Origin of the sequence: Lacrimispora amygdalina, assembly GCF_003432035.1 — a bacterium.
Taxonomy (GTDB): domain Bacteria; phylum Bacillota; class Clostridia; order Lachnospirales; family Lachnospiraceae; genus Lacrimispora; species Lacrimispora amygdalina.
Window position 1 is genome coordinate 21,273 of the sequence record NZ_QOHO01000036.1, and the last position, 25,326, is coordinate 46,598.

Here is a 25,326-nt window from a genome sequence, read left to right on the forward strand (position 1 = left end):
AAATCAGCCGGTTTATGGCTGATTTCCTTTTTTTAAGCGTGAAAGAAGGCTTCTGCCAGTCTGACAAGTGCTTCCTGGTCTTTGACACCCATAAGCTCTCTGGCTGAATGCATGGCAAGCATGGGAACACCTACATCCACTGTGCGTATGGTCAGAAGGGCAGAAGAAATGCTTCCCAGAGTAGAGCCGCCTTTTACATCGGAACGGTTTGAAAACTTCTTATAAGGTATGTCAGAGGCGCGGCAGATGCCTTCGATCACGCCTGTACTGGAGGCATCGGTTGCATAGGCCTGACTTGATGCCAGTTTAATGGCTACTCCGTCTCCCATCATGATCTGATTCTTTATATCACATTTTTCTGCGTGGTTTGGATGAATGGCATGAGCCACATCCATGGAGAGAAGAAATCCGCTTAGCAGAGCATTCAGAAAATCGGTTCTCGTATATCCAAGGGATGCGTAAATCTTTTCCAGAATATGTTCGGTCAGTGCGGAAGCAGCTCCCTGTTTTGTGTGGCTTCCGATTTCCTCGTTGTCATACAGGGCAATGGCGTGGATTCCACCCTTGTTTGTATCTGCAAGAATGCCGCTTAAGCATGCACAGACGGAAGTGATATTATCCAGTCTGGGTGCGGAGTAAAATTCGTTTTGCAGACCAAGTGTGGTTCCTGACTCATAATTGTAAATGCAGATTTCATAATCCAGAATGTCCTCTTTCTTTACACCTGCTTCTTTTGCTAGGGCATCGATAAAAAAGCTGTCTTTGTTTAACTCATCTGTGATCCGGGCTATGAGTGGAAGCATGTCCACCTGGGCATTTAAGGCAACTCCTTCATTGGCATTGCGGTTCATATGTATGGCCAGATTGGGAATAGTAAGAACAGGACGGGAAAAATCAACAAAGATTGTTCTGGGCTTCATGAGCGTATCGCCTGTTACGCTTACCTTGCCTGCCATGGATAAGGGACGGTCAAACCATGTGCCTAAGAGAGGTCCTCCATAAACCTCCACATTTAACTTTCCATATTCCAGGGAGGTTACTTCCGGAGAAGGTTTTACTTTTAAACAGGGCCAGTCCGTATGGGAGGCTGCCAGCTTAAGGCATGGGGTATCTCCCAGCTCGCTGCCTACGGTAAATGCGATTAAGGTGGAGTCGAATGCGTTTATATAATAGGAACCGCCCTGTTTTAATTCCCAGGACTCTGCTAAAGGCAGCTCTTTAAATCCACTGGCAGTAAGCTGACCGGCAGCCGCCAGAATGCAGTGATAGGGAGAAACGGATGCGGCAATCAGTTCTTCCAGCTGTTTCATATGATTCATATCATTATCCTCTTTTCTGATGTCCTATTGGTTTCCTGTTTGAAACCGGTGAATCTATTATAGCATAGAAGACTGTGGTTTGGAATACCGGGAGAGTGTGAGATATTGAGGGGGAGAAATCCTGCGTTGACATTGGAAGAGTATCCGTTGTATAGTTAACGGAGAAAATAAGGACGGGGAGAATGAAACCATGATTGCGCTGAATATAGAAGAGATGAAGCCTTTTACCACCAAGCTGTTTGTAGGAGAAGTCTTTGACCGGTTTCTTGTAAAAGAGGCTTCTGTTACCACCTTTAATACATTTACCATTGACGGAGCCATACGGTCCGGCTATTATACAGCGGAAGAGAAGGAAGCACTGAACCTGGGGGAGCTGTCTACCTGGGCCATGATGAAGCCATTTTGTTTTTCCCTGATAAAAGGGAAACGGCTGCCTGGAAGCTTTAAGATTGTCATGCAGATGCCAAAAGAAGAAACGCAGCGTTTCCTTTCTGAAAGAAGTATTTCCTTAACCACCAATGAGGTTAAGGGACTGTATATTAATATAAGATACGAGGAAGACCGCCTGACCTGTGTGACAGGAACCTCGGTTTCTGTTTTTACCCTGGATAAGACGTTAGATCAGGAATGGGACCAGGCATTTAAGGAGTTTTTAAAACAAAACCAGATCGTTTATCTGGAAGAATAATATTATCAGCACTCAAACGGTTTGAGTGCTGATTTTCTATTGACATTTCCATTTCTGCGTATTAAAATACTCTTTGCAGGTATAATTTGTAAAAATTCCATGATGGTCATGGAACAAAAATAGAAAAAGAGAGTAAGGAGTGTTCTGATATGGCAAAAACAGGAAGCTTAACAATCAACAGCGAAAACATTTTCCCGATTATTAAAAAGTGGTTGTACTCAGACCATGACATTTTCTACCGTGAGCTGGTGTCCAACGGAAGCGATGCCATCACAAAGCTGAAAAAGCTTGATATCATGGGTGAATGGCAGAAGCCGGATGATCTGGAGTTTAAGATTGAAGTGATTACGGATTCCAATGAAAAGACCATTACCTTTAAAGATAACGGTATCGGTATGACCATGGAGGAAGTGGATGAATACATCAATCAGATCGCTTTTTCCGGAGCTAAGGATTTCCTTGAGAAGTATAAGGACAAGACCAATGAAGACCAGATTATCGGACATTTCGGACTTGGTTTTTACTCAGCTTTTATGGTTGCAGATAAAGTTACGATCGATACGAAGTCCTATAAAGAGGGATCCGTTCCCGTTCACTGGGAGTCTGACGGCGGTACGGAATTTGAGATGGAAGAAGGGGATAAAGAGGAATTCGGTACTACCATTAAGCTATATCTCAATGAAGACTGCCTTGAGTTCTGTAATGAATACAGGGCCAGAGAGGTTTTAGAGAAATACTGTTCCTTTATGCCTGTTGCAATTTATCTGTCCAATTTATCGGCAGAGCCTCAGTTTGAGACCATTGAAAAGGAAGAACTGACTGATAAGGATACTGTGGTTGAGACCATTGTTGAGGAAGCAAAAACAGAGGAAGTGGAGAAAGAAAACGGGGAAAAGGAAACCGTAGAGGTTTCTCCTGCCAAAGAAAAATACAAGATTAAAAAGCGTCCGGTTGCAGTCAATGATACTAACCCTCTGTGGAATAAGCATCCCAATGACTGCTCCGAAGAGGATTACAAGGGCTTTTACCGCAAGGTATTCCATGATTACAAGGAACCGTTATTCTGGATTCATTTAAATATGGATTATCCGTTTAACTTAAAGGGAATTCTCTATTTCCCCAAGCTTAACTTAAATTATGACAGCCTGGATGGAACCATTAAGCTGTACAATAACCAGGTATTTATTGCAGATAATATCAAGGAAGTAATACCGGAATTCTTAATGCTCTTAAAGGGAGTGATTGACTGCCCGGATCTTCCGCTGAATGTATCAAGAAGTGCACTGCAGAATGACGGCTTTGTAAAGAAAATTTCAGACTACATCACAAAGAAGGTAGCGGATAAGCTGACCGGTATGTTTAAGACAGATCGTGAAAATTATGAGAAATACTGGGCAGATATCAATCCATTTATCAAATTCGGCTGCTTAAAAGATGAGAAATTTGCGGAAAAGATCAATGATTCCCTTCTCTTTAAGAACCTGGAAGGAAAGTATTTGACACTGGCAGACTGTCTGGAAGAGAATAAGGAAAAGCATGAAAACCGCGTATTTTACATTACAAATGAAAAGGAACAGAGCCAGTACATTAACCTCTTTAAAGAAGCAGGTCTGGATGCGGTATATTTAACAGAGAACATCGATAACCCGTTTGTGGGATATTTAGAGCAGAAGAATGAAAACGTGAAGTTTTTATGCATTAACTCTGACTTATCTGATATTTTCAAAGAAGAGGTAACGGAAGAGGATAAAGAAGCCATGAAGTCTGATGTGGAAGCACTGACTGAGCTTTTCCGCAAGGCTTTAAATAAGGAGAATTTAGAGGTTAAAGTTGAGAAGTTAAAGAACGACTCCGTATCTTCCATGATCACTGTTTCTGAAGAATCAAGACGTATGCAGGAGATGATGAAGATGTACACCATGCCTGGTATGGATGCCTCCCTTTTTGGAGCAGGCGGCGAAACTCTGGTTCTTAATTATAACAACAAGCTGGTTCAGTATGTGTTAGGCCACAGGGATGGAGCTCATACCAATGCGATTTGTGAACAGCTTTACGATCTGGCCGCTTTAAGCCACGGATCCCTGACACCGGAGCGTATGACAGGCTTTATTGCAAGAAGCAATGAGCTTATGTTAGTAATGGCTGAAGAATAATAGAGTTAAGTTTCACAAGGAATCATAAAATAGATGGATGGCAAAAACAGCAGGTCTTCAAATGGAAGGCAGCTGTTTTTGCCATCCATTTTTTTCATATTAATTCTATTGACAGACGAACTTTGTTTCTCTATAATATATAGTAATGAATACTACATGATAAGTTTCGTGCCAGGAGGAAAAATATAGATATGAGCTATAAAATCATTGGGGACAGTTGTACAGACCTGACGCCGGATCTGAAGAAAGATCCCCACTTTCAGATCATTCCGTTAATTTTACAGGTCGGCAATACTCAGATAATAGATGATGAGACGTTTGATCAGAAGCGGTTTCTAGAGCTGGTTAAAGGCAGCAGTGAGTCTCCTAAGACAGCCTGTCCGTCTCCTGAGTTATATAAAGAGGCATTTGAATGCGAGGAGGAAGAGGTTTTTGTTGTCACTCTTTCCGAACATTTAAGCGGAAGCTATAACAGTGCGGTTTTAGGTAAGAAGCTGTATGAAGAGGAACATGGAAAAGACAGTAAGAAGATTGCAGTGTTTGGATCAGATTCTGCTTCATGCGGACAGCTTAATATCGCTATTTACATCCAGTCTCTCTGCCAGGCATCTCTTCCCTTTGAAGAGATTGAAGATAAGGTGAGAGCCTATATTAAGAATATGAGGACCTATTTTGTGCTGGAAAGCCTTGATACGTTAAGAAAAAACGGACGGCTTACCGGACTGCAGGCCTTTTTTGCGACAGCCTTGAATATAAAGCCTGTTATGGGAGCTGAATCCGGTGTGATTATCAAGTTGGACCAGGCCAGAGGAATTAACAAAGCACTGACCCGTATGGCTGATATTGCCATAAAGGAAGCTGGAGATACCAGGAACAAGGTACTGGCAATTGCTCATTGCAATAATCCGGAGAGGGCAGAGTTTGTAAAGCAGGAGATGTTAAAAAGAGGAGCATTTAAGGACATCATGATTACTGATACAGCAGGTGTGGCTACGGTATATGCCAATGACGGCGGGATTATCATGACCCTGTAAGTCGGGATGACTGTTAGTTCATACATGGAAGAAAAGCCGGTTTTGCAGAGAACAGGAAGAGGGGTTCCTTTCTGCAGACGAGGCTTTTTTTGTTGTCTTTCTCTGCAGCCTGCTGGGTCCTCTTCATTTGACAAAACACTGGAACCAGTGTAAGATGTAAAAATGGGAATTAATACCAGAAAATATATAATGGAAATGTTATGTAATATCCACAGAAAAACGGTGGATAAGTGAGTTGCTGGGTCATAGATGGGGAAAAGAGACCAGTAATTGTGGAAAAAGTTATGAATCAATCAAAAACATGTGGAAATTATTAACAATCTGGAGGAATAAATGAAGAAGACAAATGCAACGATGAAATTTCTGATTATCCTTCCCGTATTGCTTTTTGTATTGCTGGCAGGGTGGATCGGGGGAACGGAATGGAAGGTGAGACAGGGCGGAAAAGAAGCAGTCAGCAAAGCTGACAGGAATACTCTGGTTTCTTCTGACCAACAGGCCGCTAAAGCAACCGTGGAAGAAAGCAGCAGCCTGGAAGTTCCGACTGAGGCGGAAGAGACGAAAGAGTCCGGTACGAGCCAGGAGCAAAAGCCGGTGGTTCATCTGCTTTTTGCTGGAGATATATTACTTTCTACTCATGTTACCTCGGCATACGATAAAAGCGGGGGTATAAATGGGATACTTGATGAGGGAATGCGCAGCGAGATCAGTAAGGCAGACATCTTTATGGCAAACCAGGAATTCCCATTCAGCAGCCGCGGTTTCGCAGCGCCGGACAAGCAGTTTACATTCCGGTTAAATCCTGACCGGGTGACAATGATGAATGAAATTGGAGTTGATATTGTAACAATTGCCAACAATCATACGCTGGATTATGGTACGGATGCGCTTTTGGATACCTGTACGGCATTAGACGGAGCAGGAATACGCTATGTCGGCGCAGGGCCGGACATGAACCGGGCGAAGCAGCTGGAAACCATGGAAGTGAATGGAAAGACCTTTGGCTTTCTTGCAGCTTCAAGAGTTTATCCTGATCCGGACTGGGTGGCGAACAGCAAAAAGCCGGGTATGGTAAGCGGATACGATCCTTCCATACTTCTTGAGGAGATCCAAAAAGCCAGGAGTTTATGTGACTATCTGGTAGTTTATGTACACTGGGGCGTGGAGCGGGAAGAAAAGCCCAAAGACTACCAGCGGCAGCTGGGACAGCAGATCATTGACGCAGGAGCAGATCTGGTTGTGGGAAGCCATCCCCATGTACTCCAGGGAGTGGAGTATTATAAGGGAAAACCAATCTGCTACAGCCTGGGCAATTTTATTTTCGGAAGCAGTATTCCTAAAACAGCACTCATGAGAGCAGAGGTGGATTTTGAAGGGAATACTACCAGCCTTTCCCTTGTCCCAGGAACCTCTGGCGCCGGATTTACGAAAACACTGACAAAACCGGAAGATATAAAAGGTTTCTACCAGTATTTCCAGGACATATCCTTTGGGATTACAATTGATGACAATGGTGTCATTCATAATAACGGCAATTGATTCAGACGAGGTATCTGTCACCCTGGCAGATGCCTCTTTCTTTTAATCGCTTTGCCAGAGTATTTAAGACCAGCCGTTTGTTGCCGCTCCATAAAGGTGCAAGAAGAAGTTCTTTTGGACCATCTCCGCTTAACCGGTGTATTACGACAGATGGAGGCAGAAGGGCAATACAGTCAATAACCAGATCCGTATATTCCAAAAGAGAATATACGGGGATTGTTCCATTTTTATAAAGAACCGCCAGGTCAGTTCCCTCTAGTATGTGGAGCAGCTGCAGCTTGATGCCGTCTATGCCGTGTTCTCCCAGATGCCCCAGATAGCGGATGGTTTCAAAAATCATCTCCCTGGATTCTCCCGGGAGCCCTAAAATAACGTGGGCAATCACAGTAATTCCGGCTTCTTTTAAGTTTTGGTAAGCATGATAAAAATCGGACAGGGGGTAACCTCTGCGGATGAATTCTGCCGTGGATTCATGAATGGTCTGAAGTCCCAGCTCCACCCAGACCGGCTTGATCCGGTTTAACTCTTTTAATAAAAGAATGATATCAGGTGGGAGGCAGTCCGGTCTGGTAGCAATGGAAAGAACCGCTACATCAGGCTGGGAAATGGCCTGTGTAAAGAGTTCCCGCAAATATTCTGCTGGAGCGTAGGTATTGGTATAGGACTGAAAATATGCGATATAGAGCCCGTCTTTTGTATTCATTTTTACAGACACCCGTTTTTTGGCAGACTGAATCTGTTCTGCTACGGAAGCATGAAGCTTTCTGGCTTCCGCAAATTCTCCGGAGCCACCGCTGCTGCAGAAAATACAGCCCTTTGTCCCCAGTGAACCATCACGGTTGGGGCAGGTCATACCTCCGTCTAAGGCAAGCTTATAGACTTTCTGTCCGTATTGCATTTTCAGTTCATAATCCAGGGAGTGGTAAGGCTTGTCATTCCAGAGCATGAGGACCTCCAAAGTTTGATTGTTTCATTTTACAAGAGGAGGAGAGGGAAGTCAAATTATTTTATAGCTTTTCGTAAAATATTATATTGTGAAAACTTTGGCACTTATGTTATACTCGAGACAATGGCGTTTGTTTGCCAATGAATGGGGAAAAGGAGAATTTGCAGCATGAAAACAGATGAGACAATCCGGTTTCTGGAATCCGAAAAGGCAGGAAAACTGATGACTGCTTTATATGGGGAAGAAGCGGCAGGAGAGAATATTGTAAGATATCAGAACCTGATCAATGACTTTAAAAAACATTTTCCGGAAGAGGACGTGCTTCTATTTACATCACCCGGACGTACGGAAATAAGCGGGAATCATACAGATCACAATCACGGCAAAGTGCTGGCAGGAAGCATTAATTTAGATTGTGTTGGTGTGGCTGCAAAAAACAACAGCACCGTCGTAAATATTGTCAGTGTGACTTATAACCAGAGCTTTACCATTGATCTGACTGATTTATCCCCAAGCGATAAAAAGGCCGGAACCATAGATCTGGTAAAGGGACTTTTAAAGGGATTTTTAGAGAAAGGTTATCAGATCGGTGGGTTTAACGCCTATATAACCAGTAATGTAATCAGTGCGGCAGGAGTCAGCTCTTCTGCTTCCTTTGAGATGCTTCTCTGTTCTATATTGAATACATTTTTTAATGACAGCCGGATGGATACAGTGGCTTATGCGCATATCGGAAGATTTGCGGAGAATGTCTATTGGGATAAGGCTTCCGGTCTGCTTGACCAGATGGCGTGTGCAGTGGGGGGGCTGATTACCATTGATTTTAAGAATCCTTCCCAGCCGGTTGTGGAGCAGATTGATTTTGATTTCGCATCCCAGAACCACAGTCTGATCATTGTCAACACAGGAAAGGGACATGCGGATTTAAGCGCCGATTATTCTTCCGTACCGGCTGAGATGAAAAAGGTTGCTGAATTTTTTGGAAAAGAAGTCTGTGCGGATATATCAGAAGAAGATGTCATTGGCCGCTTAAATGAGGTGAGGGAATTTGCAGGCGACCGTTCCGTACTCCGTGCTCTTCACTTCTTTGAGGAAAATAAGCGTGTGGATGCAGAAGTGGCAGCATTAAAAGAGGGAAGATTTGACGAATTCTTATCAAATATTACTGCTTCCGGAAACTCTTCATGGAAATGGCTGCAGAACTGTTTTACCAACACAAGCTTCCAGGAACAGGGAATTACGGTTGCTCTGGCACTTACGGAGCTGTTTATTGCCAGGAAAAAGAAGGGGGCGTGCAGAATACACGGAGGCGGTTTTGCCGGGGTGATTATGGCTGTTCTGCCTAATGAGATTGCAGATGAATACATTTCCTATATGGAAAAAACCATGGGAGAAGGCAATGCTTACCGGATGAGTATCAGACCTTACGGTTCCATCTGTTTTAATACAGTTGCAGAACAATAATAATTGTAAATCCTGCCATAATAGAGTACAATAGAAGCAAGAAATCCTTCATATATCATGTAAGGGAAAAGGAGGCAGGCATTATGAATGAAAAAAGTAATCTGATCATCACCATAGGAAGACAGTACGGAAGCGGCGGACGTATTGTGGGAAAAGCTCTTGCAGAGGAACTGGGAATTCATTTTTATGATGAGGAGATTCTGACGATCACTTCGGAACAGAGTGCGGTTGGAGAAGTTTTTTTTCGCCTTGCAGATGAAAAAGCCGGCAATAATTTACTATACCGGATTGTCAGCGGATTAAAGCCTCAGCTTGGAAGACCTTCCACCGATGCAGACATAGTAAAACCGGAGAATTTATTCCGTTTTCAGTCACAGGTCATAAAAGAACTGGCGAAAGAGGAATCCTGTATCATTGCCGGAAGATGTGCGGACTATATTTTAAGCCGTGATGAAGAGAATGTTCCGGGACTTGTGAAAATATTTGTTTATGCGGATACACCCACACTGGTTCAAAGAACCATGGAAGTTGATAAGGTGGATGAGAAAGAAGCAGCGAAGCGTGTAAAGAAAATTAACAAAGAGCGGAAAGAATACTACCGCTATTATACCGGAGAAAACTGGGAAGACTGGAACAACTATGATCTTATCATTAATACCAGCCGGATTGATTTGGAGCAGACAGCCAGGCTGATTAAGGATTATATAAAATTAAGAGGAATTGAAGCCTGAAAGATATTGTAAAACCGTTGACGCAGAGATATAATGAATATTAGAAGTGAGAAAAGCCGGCTGGAATAATTTCCACTGGCTTTTTTCAGAAAACGTATTTTCAGAACGGAGATCACTTATATGAACTACGGAAGAGACTCCAGGATTACATCTGTGATCGCGGGCATGTTCAGTGTTCTTATTTTGCTGGTCCTTGCTTTTATTTTCTTATCCAGTCAGCAGGAAAAGCTGAATCAGGAATTCAATCAGTTGATTTACTCAAGTCTTACTTCCTTTACAGATGCACAGAAAAATCAGATCTTAAAGATAGCCGATGATGCAGGGGATATAAGATCCGGCGTGGAATGTATGATGGAGGCAGCCGGTCTGTCTCCGGAAGATCAATGGCTGAATACTTACCTGACGAAGATGGAGCAGGAGAATCCGGATTATCAACTGAATTATGTCTCATGCAGCAATTGGAAAGAAACCATATCCGGAGAAGGAAGACGAGAGCTTTATGAACAGGTTTTAAACAGGAAGACGGGTGTACTGGATATTGAGGGTCCCCTGGAAAACCAAACGGGATACATATTTTTAGCGGCCGGGCCGCTGAACGTAAATGGCAGGATAGCAGGGGTTTTGTTTACCGGTTTTGAGACGAAAGAGCTGGGTGAAGGAGCCGGAACGCATATGCCGTTTAAAAAGATCTATACACTGATCATAGAACCGGATGGCAGAATTCTTTATTCCAATGGTGATCAGAATTTAAGAAACGGCAATTTATTTTCCTCCGTCAAAAGCGATGAGATTGAAAGCCAGAGTACAGAAGCTATTAAAACAAGAATTAAAAAAGAAGATTCTTTTACTACCTCTTTTTCCAGGAACGGAAAAGATTATTATATTTCGGTGATGAAAACAGGGGTAAATGACTGGAGCCTTGTTAATTTTGTCCGTTCTCCTGATGTCATGCTGCATTCGGAATATGTATTCGGTATGTTTTTTGGAACGGCTCTTCTGCTGATCCTGCTGACACTTGCTGGATGCAGCTGGATATTCTTATTATTTTACAAACAAAAACAGAAACTCCAGCTGGAGACAGAACGTTATTCGGTTCTGTCCCAGTTCACAGACACACTGCTTTACGAGTACGATTATGATACAGACACCATAGAATTTACATCCAATGCCAGAAGAAAACTATTCCTGGAGAGATTAAAGACTAGAGGGGTTTTAAGGCTGAACAGAGGCGGGTATTTAATCCACCCCGATGACTGGCAGAACGGAGACCGTCTCCGGTGGGCGCTGCTTGGCAGTAAGCCGGAAGAGGTGCGGTATTGCAGAATCCGCTTAAAAGGACAATCGGGAGAATACCGGTGGTTCAGCTGCCAGTATAAAATACTTTCCGGACAAGCTGACCGTAAATCCCGCATGGTTGGCAAGCTGGAAGACATTACCGATCAGCTGGGAAGAGAGGAGATGCTCCTTAACCGCGCAAGAAAGGACCCGTTAACTGGTGTGTATAACCGGTCGGGTGAGCAGATTATCGACGGAAAACTGGCGCTTTTAAGCAGCGGTGTTTTCTTCATGATTGATCTGGATAATTTTAAGGAAATCAATGATTCCTGCGGACATGCGGCAGGCGACCAGGTTTTAACCAGAGTAGCGGAAGCGCTTGATAAGCTGGTGGGCAGGGATGGGATTGTGGCAAGAGTAGGCGGAGATGAGTTTGTGGTCTTCATTCCTGAGAACTTGGAGGTACAGCAGATTACTGATATGGCGGAGTCTATTCTTGAACTGATGGATCATACGGAAGAGGGATACTACACGGTGATCCGGGTTTCTGCAAGCATCGGCATCGCCGTTGCTCCAAAAGATGGGAGCAGCTATGAAGAACTGTATAGTGCGGCAGATAAGGCCATGTACTACATCAAGCAGAACAGTAAAAAGGGGTTTGCCTTTTATAAAGGAGAAGGAAAGGAACATATATAAAACCGGAATCAGCTGACCTGTCATTTTGGAACAGCTGTCTCCGGTTTTTTGTTGTTCAATCCGGGAAATGGGTATTTTTTTTACAAAATTTGTTTTTTCCGCAGCAGATATCCGCTTTGCTCTGATCCGTGCAATGTCCCAGCAGACCTCTCCGTCTGGAGCAATTCTTTCCGCAGCAGAACCGGGATTCGGGGCACAGAGTATAGTTCCCGCCCTTTATGATCAGTTTTTTTCCATTCACGATAGCATCAGAGACTTTACTTCTGGCACTGTCATAGATTGCCTGGACCGTTGTTCTTGCCACATTCATTTGTTGGGAGCATTCATTCTGGGTTAGATGAAGGTGGTCTATCAAACGGATCACTTCATATTCGTCCACGGACATCTCTACAGTCATTAACTTCTCTTTGTTGCAGGGGGCGAATTCTATTGTTTCAGGCAATTCACATACACGGCGTTGTTTTACGGGTCTGGCCATCTTATCTGTCACCTCATTTCAAATAAGGTTAGTATATCTGTAGTTGACTCAAATGTCAATCATACTGCAGGGGAAGGAATACATATCAGTAAAAAAACGGAATCAGAAGCTGAACTTCCGATTCCGTGCTTTCCCGATCAGATAAATAAGTTTACATTGGATTCCTCTGCGTCGCCCAGATAAGCTCCTACACCGCCAAGCTCTACACCATCGATCAGTTCTTCCGGATGAATTCCCATCACATCCATACTCATGGTACAGGCCACTATGCGGACACCTGCTTTCATGGCTTTCTTTATCAGGATTTCCAGAGAATCCACGTTTTTATCATTCATGATCTTTTTCATCATGGCAGTTCCCATTCCGCCCATATTCATTTTAGACAGCTTGAGGCGTTTGCTTCCCCGTGGGAGCATGGCACCGAACATGGACTCCATCATGGTCTTTTTAACAGGTTGTTTTTCCTCTTTTCTTAATGCATTCAGTCCCCAGAATGTGAAGAACATGGTGACCGGTCTTCCCATGGCGGCAGCACCGTTGGCAATGATAAAGCTGGCAAGGACCTTATCTAAGTCCCCGGAAAATACAATCAGTGTCTTTCCGTCAGCCGCTTCTTTCTGGGGAGCAGCAGGGGAAGCGGTGCTTTTCTTCACCAGCGCCACATAATCATCACCCCGGCGTTCATTGGATAAAAGGGTGTGGCCTGTTCGGCGGCACCATGCTCCGATGTCTCTGGCAAAACCCGGATCAGAGGCGGATACTTCCATAACAGAGCCTTCCTTCATCTCTTTCATGGTTTCAAAGACCTTCATGATAGGACCCGGGCACTGCATACCGCTGCAGTCCAGCCGCATGGCAGCTGTAGGAATATCCTTTGTATCCATCTGTCCGTTATCTGAAAAAGAAACCGGTGCAGTGATCTTTGGAGTGGTGTCATTCTGGTAGTGTGTGGACTGGTAGAATCTTACCCCGCCGGGATAGATTTTAACATTAGCAAAACCGTTCTGCATCAGGATACGTGCTGCATTGTAAGCACGGACTCCAATGGCACAGAAGGTAATGATCTCTCTGGAAGGATCCAGTTCTTTTAACCGGTCACGCAGCTGTCCAAGGGGAATGTGCACGGCCTGTGGCAGTGAATATGCCATCAGCTCTGCATCTTCTCTGACATCAAGAAGCTGTGCGCCTGTATTATGTTCCACTGCATCCCAGGAAGCAAAGGAAACTCTTCCGCCTAAAAGGTTATCTGCGGTAAATCCAGCCATATTAACCGGATCTTTGGCAGAAGAAAATGGGGGAGCATAAGCAAATTCCAGACGCTTTAAATCTTCAATTGTGGCTCCAAGGCGAATGGATACAGCAAGTGTATCAATCCGCTTATCCACGCCGTCTCTGCCCACAATCTGTGCTCCGTATATGGTTTTTCCGTCCATGGAAAATAAAAGTTTCAATGTCAGCGGAACTGCCCCCGGATAATAACCGGCGTGAGAGTTCTGGGTGATGATTACACTTTCATAGTCTGTTCCCTTTTTTAAGCCCCTTTTTATCAGAGCTTTTTCATTGGCTCCGGTTGAAGCAGCAGTTAAATCAAATACTTTGGCAACAGAGGTTCCCTGAGTCTTTTTATAGGTCTCTTTTGCACCTGCAATGTTATCCGCAGCAATGCGTCCCTGCTTATTGGCAGGACCTGCAAGGGGAACCATGGCAGCATCTCCAAAGGTAAAATCAGTAACTTCAATTACATCGCCCACAGCATAGATATCGGGATCTGAAGTTTTTAAGGTATCATCAACAATGATTCCGCCCCGTTCATTGACAGCCAGCCCGCAGGATTTGGCCAGTTCGCTGTTTGGACGGACACCGATGGAGAGGATGACCAGTTCTGCTTTTAAGATCTTACCGCTTTTCAGTGTAATGGAGACAGAATCTTCTTCATCTGTAAAGGATGAGACTCCGTCACCGAGATAAAGGGATACTTCGTTCTGGACAATATTTTCATGCAGCAGCTGAGCCATCTCATAATCAATGGGGGCCAGCACCTGATCCTGCATTTCAATGAGGGACACCGATAGACCGGCATGACGAAGGTTTTCAGCCATTTCAAGCCCGATAAAGCCTCCTCCGATAACAGCAGCGGTTTTGATTCCCTTTTCTTTAATAAGGCCGCGGATGCGGTCGGTATCAGGAACCGTCCACAGAGTCTGAATACGGGAAGATTCAATTCCTTTAATCGGTGGGCGGACGGGAGAGGAGCCTGTGGAAATTACAAGAGTATCGTAGGATTCTTCGTAGGTTTCCCCTGATTCCAGTCTGCGCACCGTAATTTTTTTGTTTTTCCTGTCTATGGATGAGACTTCATTTTTAACCCTGACATCGATCCCGTATTTCTTTCTCATGGCTTCCGGTGTCTGTAAAAGCAGGGCATCTCTGGATTTGATCACATCGCCCACGTGATAGGGAAGACCACAGTTTGCATAGGAAATATATTCGCCCCGTTCCAGTATGATAATCTGAGCCTCTTCATCCAGTCTTCTGAGTCTGGCCGCACAGCTGGCTCCGCCTGCGACTCCGCCGATTATAACAATTTTCTTCATGGTACCCCTCCTGATATATAAAATATTAAATATAATAAGTTTGTTATGTTTTTGACACTCTCAGTATAGGACTTTAGAAGAAAAATGTCTGTGACAGAGTCACATAAAATGATTTTTGTTAATCGGGCTGCGGTTTACAGGCTGTTAGCGAAACTACGGACTTTATCCAATCCTTCGGATTTGAGCATGCTTCCTTTTTCGTTCATTCCGGATACAGTAATTACTCCTTTGTTTTCCCATTTTAAATAAGAGCAGATGGAATTCAGCTGAGCTTTGGCTGCATCGTATACACCGTCAGAAACGGAATTTAAAAGCATGGCTATGGATTTGATATGAAATCCTTTTTTTGCAGACGCATACATCCGGTCTATGAAGCACTTTGTCTGTGCAGATACGTCGAACCAGTATACAGGGGATGCCAGCACTAACATGTCTGCCTGGTCCAGATCCGTCAAGATGCTGTTCATGTCGTCATTTTGAATGCATACTCCGTCATGAGAGAAGCAGTAGGTGCATGCCAGACAGGGTTCTACCTTTAAGGTGCTCAACTTTTTAACTGTCACCACATGGCCGGCCTCTTTTGCTGCGTTTGCAAAAGCAGATGCCATGATCTCTGTATTACCGTTTTTTCTTGGACTTCCTGTGATAACTAATATGTTCAAACCAACCATCCTCCCGATTTTATTATGAATTAAGGACCCATGAAAATAAGTATATCAATTCCGAAGAAGTATTAATATTGGGAACAGGCAGCTTCTTAAACCCGCCAGGCAGATTCTTCTCTGCAGCAGCCAGACCAAAATGGCAGGCAGCGATACCTACATCAACTCTCTGAAGATCGACAGAGTTCTTCCCTTCCTTCAATGTTTTTGCTTTATAAAAATGAAAGGCATTCTGGCATTTTACCACTCTCCAGGGCTGTTTATTCACAGCGGAGGGCGCCAGTCTTGTCATCTCCAGGGCATATGCAAAATCCCCCGCATCGGATTTTGACAGAGGAGAAGAAAAGTTTTCACTGAAAAAAAGCTCTTTCCATTCCTTTCTCTGGTCAGATTTGGCCGCCCATCTCATCACCGATTCCATTGGCCTTTTTTTATCAGCCGGATATCCAAGGGGGGTGATAACCGGAAATAAATCTCCCTTTTTTAAATCCATCGCATGAGAGAAGGCGCTGCGGTCAAAGGTGCCGCCCAGCCAGCACGTACCATATCCCAGTGCTACAGCATAAAGAACTAAATGCTCCAGGGAATAACCCAGTGCTTCCAGAGCAAGATCCGTATCAGGTGCGGAAGCGCCAATGAAATCCCTGGCACCTTTAATAACTCCGTAGGTTCCTAGTTTTTCTCCTTTCCATGCGTCACTGCTTTCCAAAAGGCGGAAGTTTACGTTTACAGAAAATGGATTGTTTAAAGTCTTAATAAAATCATGGAACAGATCTTTTTCCTTTGTAGAGAGTGCACGGGGTTCATAAGATCTGACACTGGTGCGCTCCCGGATGGTTTTTTCCACGGGAAAAACAGGTTTCATAGAGCTTATTCCTTTCTTTATATAAGAGTTTTATAAAAATTGCTGTCTCCGGGCTTTTCTATCATTTCTTTCATGGCTTCCATGGCCTTTTTAAAATGAGGAGAAGCCCCGTGGTCTGCCAGGCTGGCCTGGTCCTCCCACTCTTCAAGCATGGTTAAAATATGGGGATCTTTCATATCCTGAACAAGTTCGTAGCGGATACAGCCAGTATCTTTTTCTCTGGTCTGTTTTACAAGTTCTGTGGCGGCTTCCACAAATGCAGTGATTTTTTCATCTTTGATATAATTTTTTGCAACAACTTTAATCATTGGATTCTCCTTCACTTATGCCCATTTCTCATAATGAACGCGTTCTTCTTTATACCGGTCTGTAAATTCATTTTTCTGTCCATCCGGATAACCTACGGCTATCAGACCATAGGGTTTGATATGGTCCGGAAGGTTAAAGAAACTGCGTACATGATCTGTTACTTCATCAGAAGTGGCTACGCCAAGCCAGACTGCTCCAAGGCCTAAGTAAACAGCTTCTAACAGAATATTCTGGGAAGCAGCACCCATATCTTCTTCCCATCCCTTTGGAACCTTAAATTCCTTTTCATTTCCCAGAAGGGCTATGGTTACAGCCGATCCTGCTACCGGTTTTGCATAGGGGGATACTTCTGAGAGTTTCTTTAAATTCTCTTTGTCCTGTATTACAATAAATTCCCATGGCTGTTGATTGGCTGCTGATGGTGCCTGCATGGCGGCACGGAGAAGTCTGTCAATTTTCTCCGGCTCTACGGCATCACTGGTAAATTTGCGGATACTGCGTCTGTTAAAAATCTCCTGCATAAAAAATCCTCCTTAATTGTTTTCGAGTTTACCCAGCAGTTTTTTGCTGAGATTTAAAAATTGGGCTGTCTCTTCTTCTGTCAGTATTCCCTGGTATTGTTCATGAAGTGAAATCCAGGATTCCATAATGCTTTTCTGAAGTGCTATACCTTGCGGCGTGGTACTTAAAATTACGGACTTCCCCTCGCATCGTTTGGAAACAAGCGTTTTACGTTCCAGCTTTTCAATCAGCCGGGTAATGGTGGAGGGGGTTAAATGCAATGTTTCTCCCAGTTCCTTTTGCAGGATCTCTTCCTTTTGGTTAACCAGATAGAGCAAAAGAGCGTGGCTGGGAGAGAGTCCTGTTTTAGAAAAGGCTTCCTCTGCAATTTTGCCAAAAACCCTGGAAAGCTTTACTGTAGTAAAAAACAGGCAGCCGTTAAGGGAACAGGCCTGTTTCTGTGTTGCATCATTTTTGCTCAAAACATCACCTCTCTTGTTTGTACATACAAATATTATCACCCTGTATTTCTGCTGTCAACTAAAAAATACAAATAGAACAAATTAATTTATCTCAATTAAATGTAGTAAAACTATTGACAGGAATTCACAACTATTTTATAATGGGATTAACTAAAAAAATTAACTTTTATAATAGATAAAGGAGGTCTTACAATGTCTGTTTATGATTTTACTGTAAAAACTATGTCCGGTGAAGATAAAAATTTATCTGATTACAAAGGAAAGGTACTTCTGATCGTGAATACTGCAACAGCCTGCGGTTTTACCCCTCATTATACCGATCTTCAGGCAATCTATTCAGAATATAAGGAGAAAGGTTTGGAGATACTTGATTTCCCATGCAATCAGTTTGGAAATCAGGCACCTGGAGATGATGAAGAGATTCATACGTTCTGTACCGGACGTTTTGGCGTAACATTCCCCCAGTTTTCAAAGATTGAAGTAAATGGTGAGAATGCCATCCCGCTTTATCAGTATCTGGTTAAGGAAAAAGGTTTTGAAGGCTTTGATCCGGAGCACAAGCTGACCAGTGTACTGGAAGAGAAGTTCCAGGAGGCAAACCCCAATTATAAGAATGAACCGGATATCAAGTGGAATTTTACAAAGTTTCTTGTAGACAGAGAAGGAAAAGTTGTGAGAAGATTCGAGCCAACCACTGATATGAAGCTGGTGAAAGAGAGTATAAAAGAATTACTGTAAAAAATGCAGAACAGCAGGAGAACGGAGAAACGTGATGAATTATGACAGATTGAAAATAGAGAACCAGCTTTGCTTTCCGCTTTATGCCTGTGCCAGGGAGATTGTCAGGCTGTATAAGCCCTTTCTCGATGAGATAGGTTTAACCTACACACAGTATATTGCCATGATGGTATTGTGGGACAGGAAGAAAGTCACTGTAAAGCAATTGGGTGAGATCCTTTATCTGGACAGCGGTACGCTGACTCCCCTGCTGAAGAAGATGGAAGCCGGCGGTCTTCTAACCCGGAACAGGGACAAGGAAGATGAACGGAGCGTCATTGTGGAGCTGACTGAGAAAGGTGAACTGCTCAAAGAGCAGGCGGTATCCATACCGGAGAAGATTACACAGTGTGTTCCCATTAACCAGGAGGAGGGCCGGCAGCTTTATCATCTACTATACAAAATTCTTGGCAATACAGGCAAGGATCTGGAATAAATTAAAAACTCAGGAAGGCGGTGAGCCGTTCCTGAGTTTTTTTATGATGTGTTATAAATTCGAACAGCAGCAGGATCCGCCGATTGCCTGAGGATAGGTGAAAATACCCTGGGGATCATATTCTTTCCTGACCTTTTTAAGCCGGCAGACATGGCTGCCATAATATTTTTCCAGATAGCACGAGAGACCCTGGTATGGGAAATTCACATAAGAGCCTTTTGTCACAGAAGCCAGATAACTGGACTGGTGTGCCAGCCACAGGGCATTTTCCCTTTTGCTGTGTTCCAATACTGTATTGAGCCAGACAATAGATCTGGCATCTCTATAATAAAAAGCAGTGGTATCTTTAGGAACCTCTGAAACCCTGCCGCCCAGTGCGTAAATAGAGAGCCCTGTGTAAACAGATCCGGCCGGACGTTTATTAATGAGCCCTGCCAGATTCAGGCATTCACATTCAGAAAGCTCTCTGTTTACAAAGCCGCTTGCGGATAAAAAGGATTCAAAGGGAGGATAAAAGCTTCCGATTATCGTAACTGCTTCCAGAAATGTCACGTATTTTAGACGGTATTTGACCCCGCCAAGCTCCAGAAGCGGTGCAATGCTTCCAAGGGCAGCTTCCGGCGGGCCATAAAAAAAGCCTCTGGAAATAATGGAAAGTCCATCTTCCTGTGAGTTAAAAATTCTGCCAACCAGTGTAATTCCAGGATTGGCGTGTTCCAGCCAATCCTGCCAGGAAAGAAGAAAATAAGCCTGCTTTTCCTGGTCAGCCTTTGGATACATGATTTCAACCAGAGTAATTTTATCTGTTTTTTCGGGAAGCCGGAAGGTCATAGAGACAATGACTCCGAAATTGCCCCCGCCTCCGCCCCGGCATGCCCAGAATAAGTCAGGATTCTCTTGTGAACTTGCAGTGATCAGACTGCCTTCATAATTAACCATGGAAAGACTTAAGAGGTTGTCACACCCCAGTCCAAGATAGCGGCAGGAAAGTCCCCAGCCCCCGCCCATGACATAACCGCTCACTCCTACAGAGGGGCAGGTACCGCCTGGAAACGGATATCCTCTTAAAGATACAAATTCGTAAAGCTGTCTGTTGTTTACACCGCCCTCTGCAGTGAGAGAGCGGTTTTCCTCGTCAATGGAGAGGTGATTCATTTCACTAAGATCAATATCAAGTACATCGTTGCCTGTAGAATATCCTTCATAATTGTGGCCCCCGCTTCGTATGCGAAGACAGATACCCCGATTTCTGGCCCATAATACGGCATTGCTGACGTCGGAACTGTTCCGGCAGTAAACAATGGCCAGAGGAAACCGGTTGACAGCCCGGTTATAGACTTGTCTGGCCTCTTGATAGAAAGGATCATCTGGAGTTACTACACGGCCGGTCAGACCGTCAAAACTACAGGTGCTCATACTGTCTGCCTCCTTTCCTACTACCATGGTATTAAGGAAAGAGGCATTTGGTGCCGGCGGGGAAAATTCTAGAGCTTCATGATCTTTTTTTCTTCTAAACTGGATATGCCTTCGGGTGTATGGGTGGAGAGATAGACAGTAGGATTTTCGTTTATAAACGTACGAACCTTTAATAGCGTATCTCTGGCAGCTTCAAGATCTTCAAAGACTACAGACAGGCGGTTTTCCTTTAAGGCAGCATCTGTATAAGTGATATCACCATGTATGAGATAAAACAGTCCGTCAGTTTCCGCCACAACAATGCTGTTGCCCTTTGTATGTCCTGGTGCAGGCAGGAAATAGACTCCGTCTGTGATCTTTTCGCTGGCATCGAAGTTATGATAGGGGCCATCCTTAAATGATACAGGAACAATATGATCGCCGCTTAACTTTAAGGCCTCAGCCTCAGCCTGGGATAGATAGATTTTTGCGTTGGGGAAGCTTCTGAGTTCACCGGAATGGTCCGGATGCTTGTGGGTCAGAAGAATCCGGGTAACATCTTCCGGCTGGTAGCCCAGCATGGAAAGAGCAGTTACATAGTCATGAATCCGTTTTCCCTGGTAGATTTTCTGGCCTTCCTTAGCAGGGGTGTCAGGGACCTCCCTGGGAACTCCGGTATCAATCAGGATGACCTCACTTCCTGTATCAATGAGATAATTCTGAAGGCTGGATTCATAGGTTTTACTTTCATCAAAAACCGGTTCACTGACTCCGCCTCCCATTGCGAAGGGTTGTGTCATAAAACCTCCCTCATATAATTTAACAGCTTTAATTTTCATGTGAATACTTCCTTTCCTGCTCTTTGGGCTTTTTATTTAATCCGCATATATTATAAAAGTGCGAGAATATCTTTTTCCAGTTTTTCCGGCTTATCGGTAGGTGCATAACGGTTTGTTACGTTCCCGTTTTTATCAACCAGGAATTTTGTGAAATTCCATTTAATTTTGGAACCGAGAATTCCGGGCTGCTGAGATTTCAAATAGGAATATAAAGGGGATTCTCCGGGACCATTTACTTCAATCTTTGCAAACTGGGGAAAAGAAACTTCGTAGTTCATGGTACAAAACTGATGAATTTCTTCCTCTGTTCCAGGGGCCTGATGACCGAACTGATTGCACGGGAAATCAAGAATTTCAAATCCCTTATCCTTATAATTTCGATAAAGGGCTTCCAAGCCTTTATATTGGGGAGTAAACCCACAGCCTGTCGCAGTGTTTACAATCAGCAATGTTTTTCCTTTGTACTGGGACAGAGTAACAGGAGTTCCTTTTCTGTCTTTAACTGTGATATCGTATAAATTCATATCTGCTACCTCGCAATTCGATTTATTTATTTTAATAAATTAAATTGTACACAATTAAATTTGAAAAGTCAATAGTTTTTTATAATAAAAAGAAAAGACGCATTTCTGACCATTGGGGCATTCCTTTGCGGTCATATGCGTCTTTTCTTCTATTTTGTTAAAAAATATGATTGAGATTTAAAAAAATATTAACAATAAACGGGTCGAACTGGGTTCCGGAGCAGCGGCCAATTTCATCCATCGCGGTCCTGGAATCCATCGCTTTCCGATAGGAGCGGTTATTGGTCATGGCATCGTAAGCATCGGCTACTGCAAGAATCCGGCATAGAAGCGGGATGTCAGTCCCTTTTATGCCTCTGGGGTACCCAGTGCCATCCCATCGTTCATGATGGGAGAGAATGTATTCGGATACAGTGGAAAGCTCAGGTGTGTTCTGGGCAATCCGGTAGCCGATTTCCGGATGGCGCATCATTTCTTTCCATTCTTCGTTATTTAAAGGCCCTGGTTTATTTAAAGTTTCTATATTGACGCCTACCTTACCGATATCATGAAGAATAGCTAATAGAGACAGCTCATTTTTATCCTCAGTTGACAGATTCAGCTTGTCAGCAATTGCCATGCAGTAGGTTTCCAGCCGTACTGCATGTTCTTCTGTTTCCATACTTTTTTCATAAAGAGTGGCCAGGAGTGTTGTAATAATGCTGTTGCGGTAGCTTTTTCCCTCCAGCAGTTTTTTATGATACATTTTCTCCTCCGCTTTTTGAAGAGACTGACTGAGTGACTGGGTCATGTCTTCTTTTACATCAAAGCCCATTGCGACACTGACCTCCAGCGGGAGCCGGTCACTTTTGCGGAAGGCTTCTTCCAGTCTGCTTATAATGTCCTGGGCCTTCCGGTGATCGGTATGAGGCAGCAGAATCAGAAATTCGTCCCCGCCCCACCTGGCAGCAATGCCTGTATTATGGAGGCTGTACTGAAGTGTTTTGGCAACCTCTGTTAATAAGAGGTCTCCGGTTTTATGCCCAAATACATCATTAATGACTTTCAAACCGTTCACATCTCCCATAATAATTGCAATGGGAAGCTGGCTGGTCTGATCCATTCGGTTTAATTCTTCTTCCATATATCTTCGGTTGAATATCTGGGTCAGGGGATCATGATAGCTTAAATAAAGAATGCGTTCCTGCTGGCGTTTCTCCTGGCTGACATCCCGAAATACCATGACGACTCCGTATACATGCCCGCTTTCATCCCGTATGGGAGCGGCACTGTCCGCAATGGGAATGAAGTTCCCATTTTTATTTAAAAGCACGGTATGATTAGCAAGACCAACAATCATTCCTGTTTCCAGCACTGCACTGATGGGATTTGGTACAATGTTTCCGGTAGTTTCATTACGAAGATCAAAGATTTCCATAAATGATTTAGAATAGGCTTCCTTTGTACTCCAGCCGGTAATTTCTTCAGCTGCCTGGTTTAAATAGGTTATTTTTCCATCCAGATCGGTTGTTACAACTCCATCCCCGATGGAATTTAAAGTAACGCTGAGCATCTCTTTTTCCCGGTAAAGATCATCTCTGTACTGCTCCCTGTCTGATACATCAAAAATAATGGAATAAAGTCTGGTATTGTCTCCATAAGTGACAGGGCTGGAGTATACATCTACCATTTTTATTTCACCGCTCTTTAAACGGTGTGGAAACAGAAAATACTGCCGTTCCCGGTTAAATGCCTGAATGCGCAGCTGTCTGGTGGAGTCATTGGACAGAGTATTGATCTCATCAATACACATACGAAGCATCTCTTCTTTGGTATAGCCGTAAAATGAACAGGCCTGAGGGTTGGCATCCAGGATTTTTCCGGAAGCAGCGTCAATGATCAGCATGATGGCAGAATGCTCCGTAAACATGGAGTTAAAATTCTTAAGCAGCTGTTCTTTTTCCTCTTTCAGCCGTTTCAGTTCGGTGATATCCAGGCGGGAGCCAATGATATAGGAGATCTTATCATCTTCCTTTACCGGAGTAAGGCGTACAAGCCAGTCTCTGGTGCCTTCAGGAAAATCTACGGTTTCTTCATATGTCAGACCTTTTCCGGACGCAATGCACCGCTCATAACTCTCTTTTAAAGCAGTGCCTACCTTCTCTCCCAGAACTTCAACAGGGGTCTTACCAAACATTGGTGTTGTAATACCGGTCATCTGCTGGTGTAATGAATTATTTTTTATATAACGGAATTCTCCGTCTTTGTAGGCAGCCAGAAATAGTGCGTCCTGCGTGCTGTTAAAAAAGATATCAATATCCCGCATCAGTTTTTCATTTGTTTCCTTTACGTTATGAAGCTCACCTACCAGCTCTGTAATGTCGTCAAAAATTGTAATCATTGTGTTGGGATCAGGATAGCTTAAAGTCACCTTGTAATAATGATTATCGGCTTTCATGATTGAATTCTGTTCCTGATTCCATTGATCCGGATTTTTATAAAAATTAAACCAGGCAGGTTGGTCAGATGCAGAATGAAGAATCAGGGATATACTCTGCTGCAGGGCATCTTCTTCTTTTAAATTCAGATAGCGTAAAAATGTATCATTCGCCTCTGTAAGAATATAATCCTTTGTATGGGAATCATCTTTAAACAGGATGGTGTGGCGGGCATAGCCCAACGGCAGCTGCATAAAAGCCTGATCGAAAGGTTCTTTTGTCATAATGGGACCCCCTTTGCCTTATTGAAAATATTGTCTTAAATGGTAAATATTTGTAATAAAATAATATCAGATGTTTATTGCAAATGCAACGGAAAGGAAATGAATCAATGTGCATGTACAATATTAAATTGCCGGACAGAGGTTATGTGAATAAGAGAAAGGCAGAGTGGGATTAAGGATGATAAATATAAAAAAAATTAAATTATATCAGGTTGACAGGTACTTTTCTAATATTTTCATCATAAAATAAGACAAATTGTTTAATTGAAAGGCAGTATTATTATGACTTCTTGCCCTGAAGGATTGTTTTCCTATACGATTCAATCCGGAGATACCCTTTGGCTGATATCCAGACGCCACTATACCACGGTTGAAGCGATTATGGCAGCAAATCCTGGTATCAATCCAGGCAATCTCCAGGTTGGACAGATGATCTGTATTCCATCAGGAAACAGAGCTGCCCAGCCGGCGCAACCGACCCAGCCGGCGCAGCCACGGATGCAGCCAACCCAGCCGGCGCAGCCGGCGCAACCGGCGCAACCGACCCAGCCAGCGCAGCCACGGATGCAACCGACCCAGCCGGCGCAGCCACGGATGCAGCCGACCCAGCCAGCGCAGCCCGGCGCAACCGACCCAGCCAGCCCAACCGGCGCAGCCGCGGATGCAACCAATGCAACCGGCGCAGCCGCAGATGCAGCCGACCCAGCCGGCGCAGCCGCAGATGCAACCAATGCAACCGGCGCAGCCGCAGATGCAGCCGACTCAGCCGGCGCAGCCGAAGATGCAGACAAACCACCACGGGTCAGACAGGGATGCAGCCGACCCAGCCGCAGCAGCCACCGATGCAACCGAACCAGCCGATACCTCCAACGAAGCAGCAGACTCCGACAACCCACCTACACCAACACCACGCAACGT

23 protein-coding genes are annotated in these 25,326 nt (G+C 44.0%); 10 read left to right on the forward strand and 13 right to left on the reverse strand.

The window, feature by feature from the left end:
* Positions 1-32: 32 nt before the first annotated feature.
* Positions 33-1,319, reverse strand: coding sequence for a M18 family aminopeptidase (locus DS742_RS13160; RefSeq protein ID WP_117417446.1), 1,287 nt, complete (start codon positions 1,317-1,319; stop codon positions 33-35).
* Between the two features lie 190 nt (positions 1,320-1,509).
* Between DS742_RS13160 and DS742_RS13165 the strand changes: the two genes are divergently transcribed.
* The 4 genes from DS742_RS13165 (at position 1,510) to DS742_RS13180 (ending at position 6,733) form a co-directional block, all read left to right on the forward strand.
* Positions 1,510-2,007 (forward strand): DUF5721 family protein, encoded by a 498-nt coding sequence (locus tag DS742_RS13165; protein ID WP_117417447.1) that lies wholly within the window; start codon positions 1,510-1,512, stop codon positions 2,005-2,007.
* 149 nt (positions 2,008-2,156) lie between these two features.
* Positions 2,157-4,160: a molecular chaperone HtpG gene (gene htpG, locus DS742_RS13170; RefSeq protein ID WP_117417448.1), complete on the forward strand. Its 2,004-nt coding sequence runs from the start codon at positions 2,157-2,159 to the stop codon at positions 4,158-4,160.
* Positions 4,161-4,351: 191 nt separating this feature from the next.
* Positions 4,352-5,194, forward strand: coding sequence for a DegV family protein (locus DS742_RS13175; RefSeq protein WP_117417449.1), 843 nt, complete (start codon positions 4,352-4,354; stop codon positions 5,192-5,194).
* A gap of 333 nt (positions 5,195-5,527) precedes the next feature.
* A complete protein-coding gene (locus DS742_RS13180; RefSeq protein WP_117417450.1) occupies positions 5,528-6,733 on the forward strand; it encodes a CapA family protein in 1,206 nt (401 codons plus the stop codon).
* Between the two features lies 1 nt (position 6,734).
* Here the strand turns inward: DS742_RS13180 and mnmL are convergent, their stop codons facing one another.
* Entirely contained in the window at positions 6,735-7,679 is a 945-nt protein-coding gene (gene mnmL / locus DS742_RS13185; protein ID WP_117417451.1) for a tRNA modification radical SAM protein MnmL/YtqA, read from the reverse strand.
* Between the two features lie 168 nt (positions 7,680-7,847).
* Between mnmL and DS742_RS13190 the strand changes: the two genes are divergently transcribed.
* The 3 genes from DS742_RS13190 (at position 7,848) to DS742_RS13200 (ending at position 11,845) form a co-directional block, all read left to right on the forward strand.
* Positions 7,848-9,143 (forward strand): galactokinase, encoded by a 1,296-nt coding sequence (locus DS742_RS13190; protein WP_117417452.1) that lies wholly within the window; start codon positions 7,848-7,850, stop codon positions 9,141-9,143.
* An 83-nt stretch (positions 9,144-9,226) separates the two neighbouring features.
* Positions 9,227-9,874: a cytidylate kinase-like family protein gene (locus DS742_RS13195; protein ID WP_117417453.1), complete on the forward strand. Its 648-nt coding sequence runs from the start codon at positions 9,227-9,229 to the stop codon at positions 9,872-9,874.
* Between the two features lie 120 nt (positions 9,875-9,994).
* Complete coding sequence (locus DS742_RS13200) at positions 9,995-11,845, forward strand: sensor domain-containing diguanylate cyclase (protein WP_117417454.1); 1,851 nt, start codon at positions 9,995-9,997, stop codon at positions 11,843-11,845.
* Between the two features lie 55 nt (positions 11,846-11,900).
* Here the strand turns inward: DS742_RS13200 and DS742_RS13205 are convergent, their stop codons facing one another.
* From DS742_RS13205 to DS742_RS13235, 7 genes are all read right to left on the reverse strand, one after another.
* On the reverse strand, positions 11,901-12,323 hold the full coding sequence (locus tag DS742_RS13205; protein ID WP_117417455.1) for a DUF134 domain-containing protein: 423 nt from the start codon (positions 12,321-12,323) through the stop codon (positions 11,901-11,903).
* 137 nt (positions 12,324-12,460) lie between these two features.
* Positions 12,461-14,917 carry a DsrE/DsrF/DrsH-like family protein gene (locus tag DS742_RS13210; protein ID WP_117417456.1) on the reverse strand — a complete coding sequence of 819 codons (2,457 nt, stop codon included), beginning with the start codon at positions 14,915-14,917 and terminating at the stop codon, positions 12,461-12,463.
* 134 nt (positions 14,918-15,051) lie between these two features.
* The gene (locus DS742_RS13215) at positions 15,052-15,588 is read right to left on the reverse strand and encodes a flavodoxin family protein (protein ID WP_242996469.1); all 537 of its coding nucleotides are present in this window, start codon (positions 15,586-15,588) and stop codon (positions 15,052-15,054) included.
* 13 nt (positions 15,589-15,601) lie between these two features.
* Positions 15,602-16,444, reverse strand: a complete 843-nt coding sequence (locus tag DS742_RS13220; protein WP_117417458.1) for a nitroreductase family protein — start codon at positions 16,442-16,444, stop codon at positions 15,602-15,604.
* A 17-nt stretch (positions 16,445-16,461) separates the two neighbouring features.
* Entirely contained in the window at positions 16,462-16,752 is a 291-nt protein-coding gene (locus tag DS742_RS13225) for a putative quinol monooxygenase (protein WP_117417459.1), read from the reverse strand.
* Positions 16,753-16,767: 15 nt separating this feature from the next.
* The gene (locus DS742_RS13230) at positions 16,768-17,274 is read right to left on the reverse strand and encodes a nitroreductase family protein (protein WP_117417460.1); all 507 of its coding nucleotides are present in this window, start codon (positions 17,272-17,274) and stop codon (positions 16,768-16,770) included.
* Between the two features lie 12 nt (positions 17,275-17,286).
* The gene (locus DS742_RS13235) at positions 17,287-17,736 is read right to left on the reverse strand and encodes a MarR family winged helix-turn-helix transcriptional regulator (protein ID WP_117417461.1); all 450 of its coding nucleotides are present in this window, start codon (positions 17,734-17,736) and stop codon (positions 17,287-17,289) included.
* A 192-nt stretch (positions 17,737-17,928) separates the two neighbouring features.
* On the opposite strand from DS742_RS13235, the gene DS742_RS13240 reads away from it, so the two are divergent.
* Together DS742_RS13240 and DS742_RS13245 are read left to right on the forward strand one after the other, a co-directional pair.
* Positions 17,929-18,474: a glutathione peroxidase gene (locus tag DS742_RS13240; protein WP_117417462.1), complete on the forward strand. Its 546-nt coding sequence runs from the start codon at positions 17,929-17,931 to the stop codon at positions 18,472-18,474.
* Between the two features lie 34 nt (positions 18,475-18,508).
* Positions 18,509-18,949 (forward strand): MarR family winged helix-turn-helix transcriptional regulator, encoded by a 441-nt coding sequence (locus tag DS742_RS13245; protein WP_117417463.1) that lies wholly within the window; start codon positions 18,509-18,511, stop codon positions 18,947-18,949.
* Between the two features lie 51 nt (positions 18,950-19,000).
* Here DS742_RS13245 and DS742_RS13250 read toward each other — a convergent pair whose 3' ends face one another.
* From DS742_RS13250 to DS742_RS13265, 4 genes are all read right to left on the reverse strand, one after another.
* Positions 19,001-20,365 carry an FAD-binding oxidoreductase gene (locus DS742_RS13250; RefSeq protein WP_117417464.1) on the reverse strand — a complete coding sequence of 455 codons (1,365 nt, stop codon included), beginning with the start codon at positions 20,363-20,365 and terminating at the stop codon, positions 19,001-19,003.
* Positions 20,366-20,433: 68 nt separating this feature from the next.
* On the reverse strand, positions 20,434-21,183 hold the full coding sequence (locus DS742_RS13255; RefSeq protein WP_117417465.1) for an MBL fold metallo-hydrolase: 750 nt from the start codon (positions 21,181-21,183) through the stop codon (positions 20,434-20,436).
* Positions 21,184-21,233: 50 nt separating this feature from the next.
* A complete protein-coding gene (locus DS742_RS13260; RefSeq protein ID WP_117417466.1) occupies positions 21,234-21,707 on the reverse strand; it encodes a glutathione peroxidase in 474 nt (157 codons plus the stop codon).
* Between the two features lie 157 nt (positions 21,708-21,864).
* On the reverse strand, positions 21,865-24,408 hold the full coding sequence (locus DS742_RS13265) for a PAS domain S-box protein (protein WP_117417467.1): 2,544 nt from the start codon (positions 24,406-24,408) through the stop codon (positions 21,865-21,867).
* Between the two features lie 670 nt (positions 24,409-25,078).
* Between DS742_RS13265 and DS742_RS29465 the strand changes: the two genes are divergently transcribed.
* A partial coding sequence (locus DS742_RS29465; RefSeq protein WP_242996470.1) for a hypothetical protein occupies positions 25,079-25,326 on the forward strand: 248 nt, incomplete at its 3' end.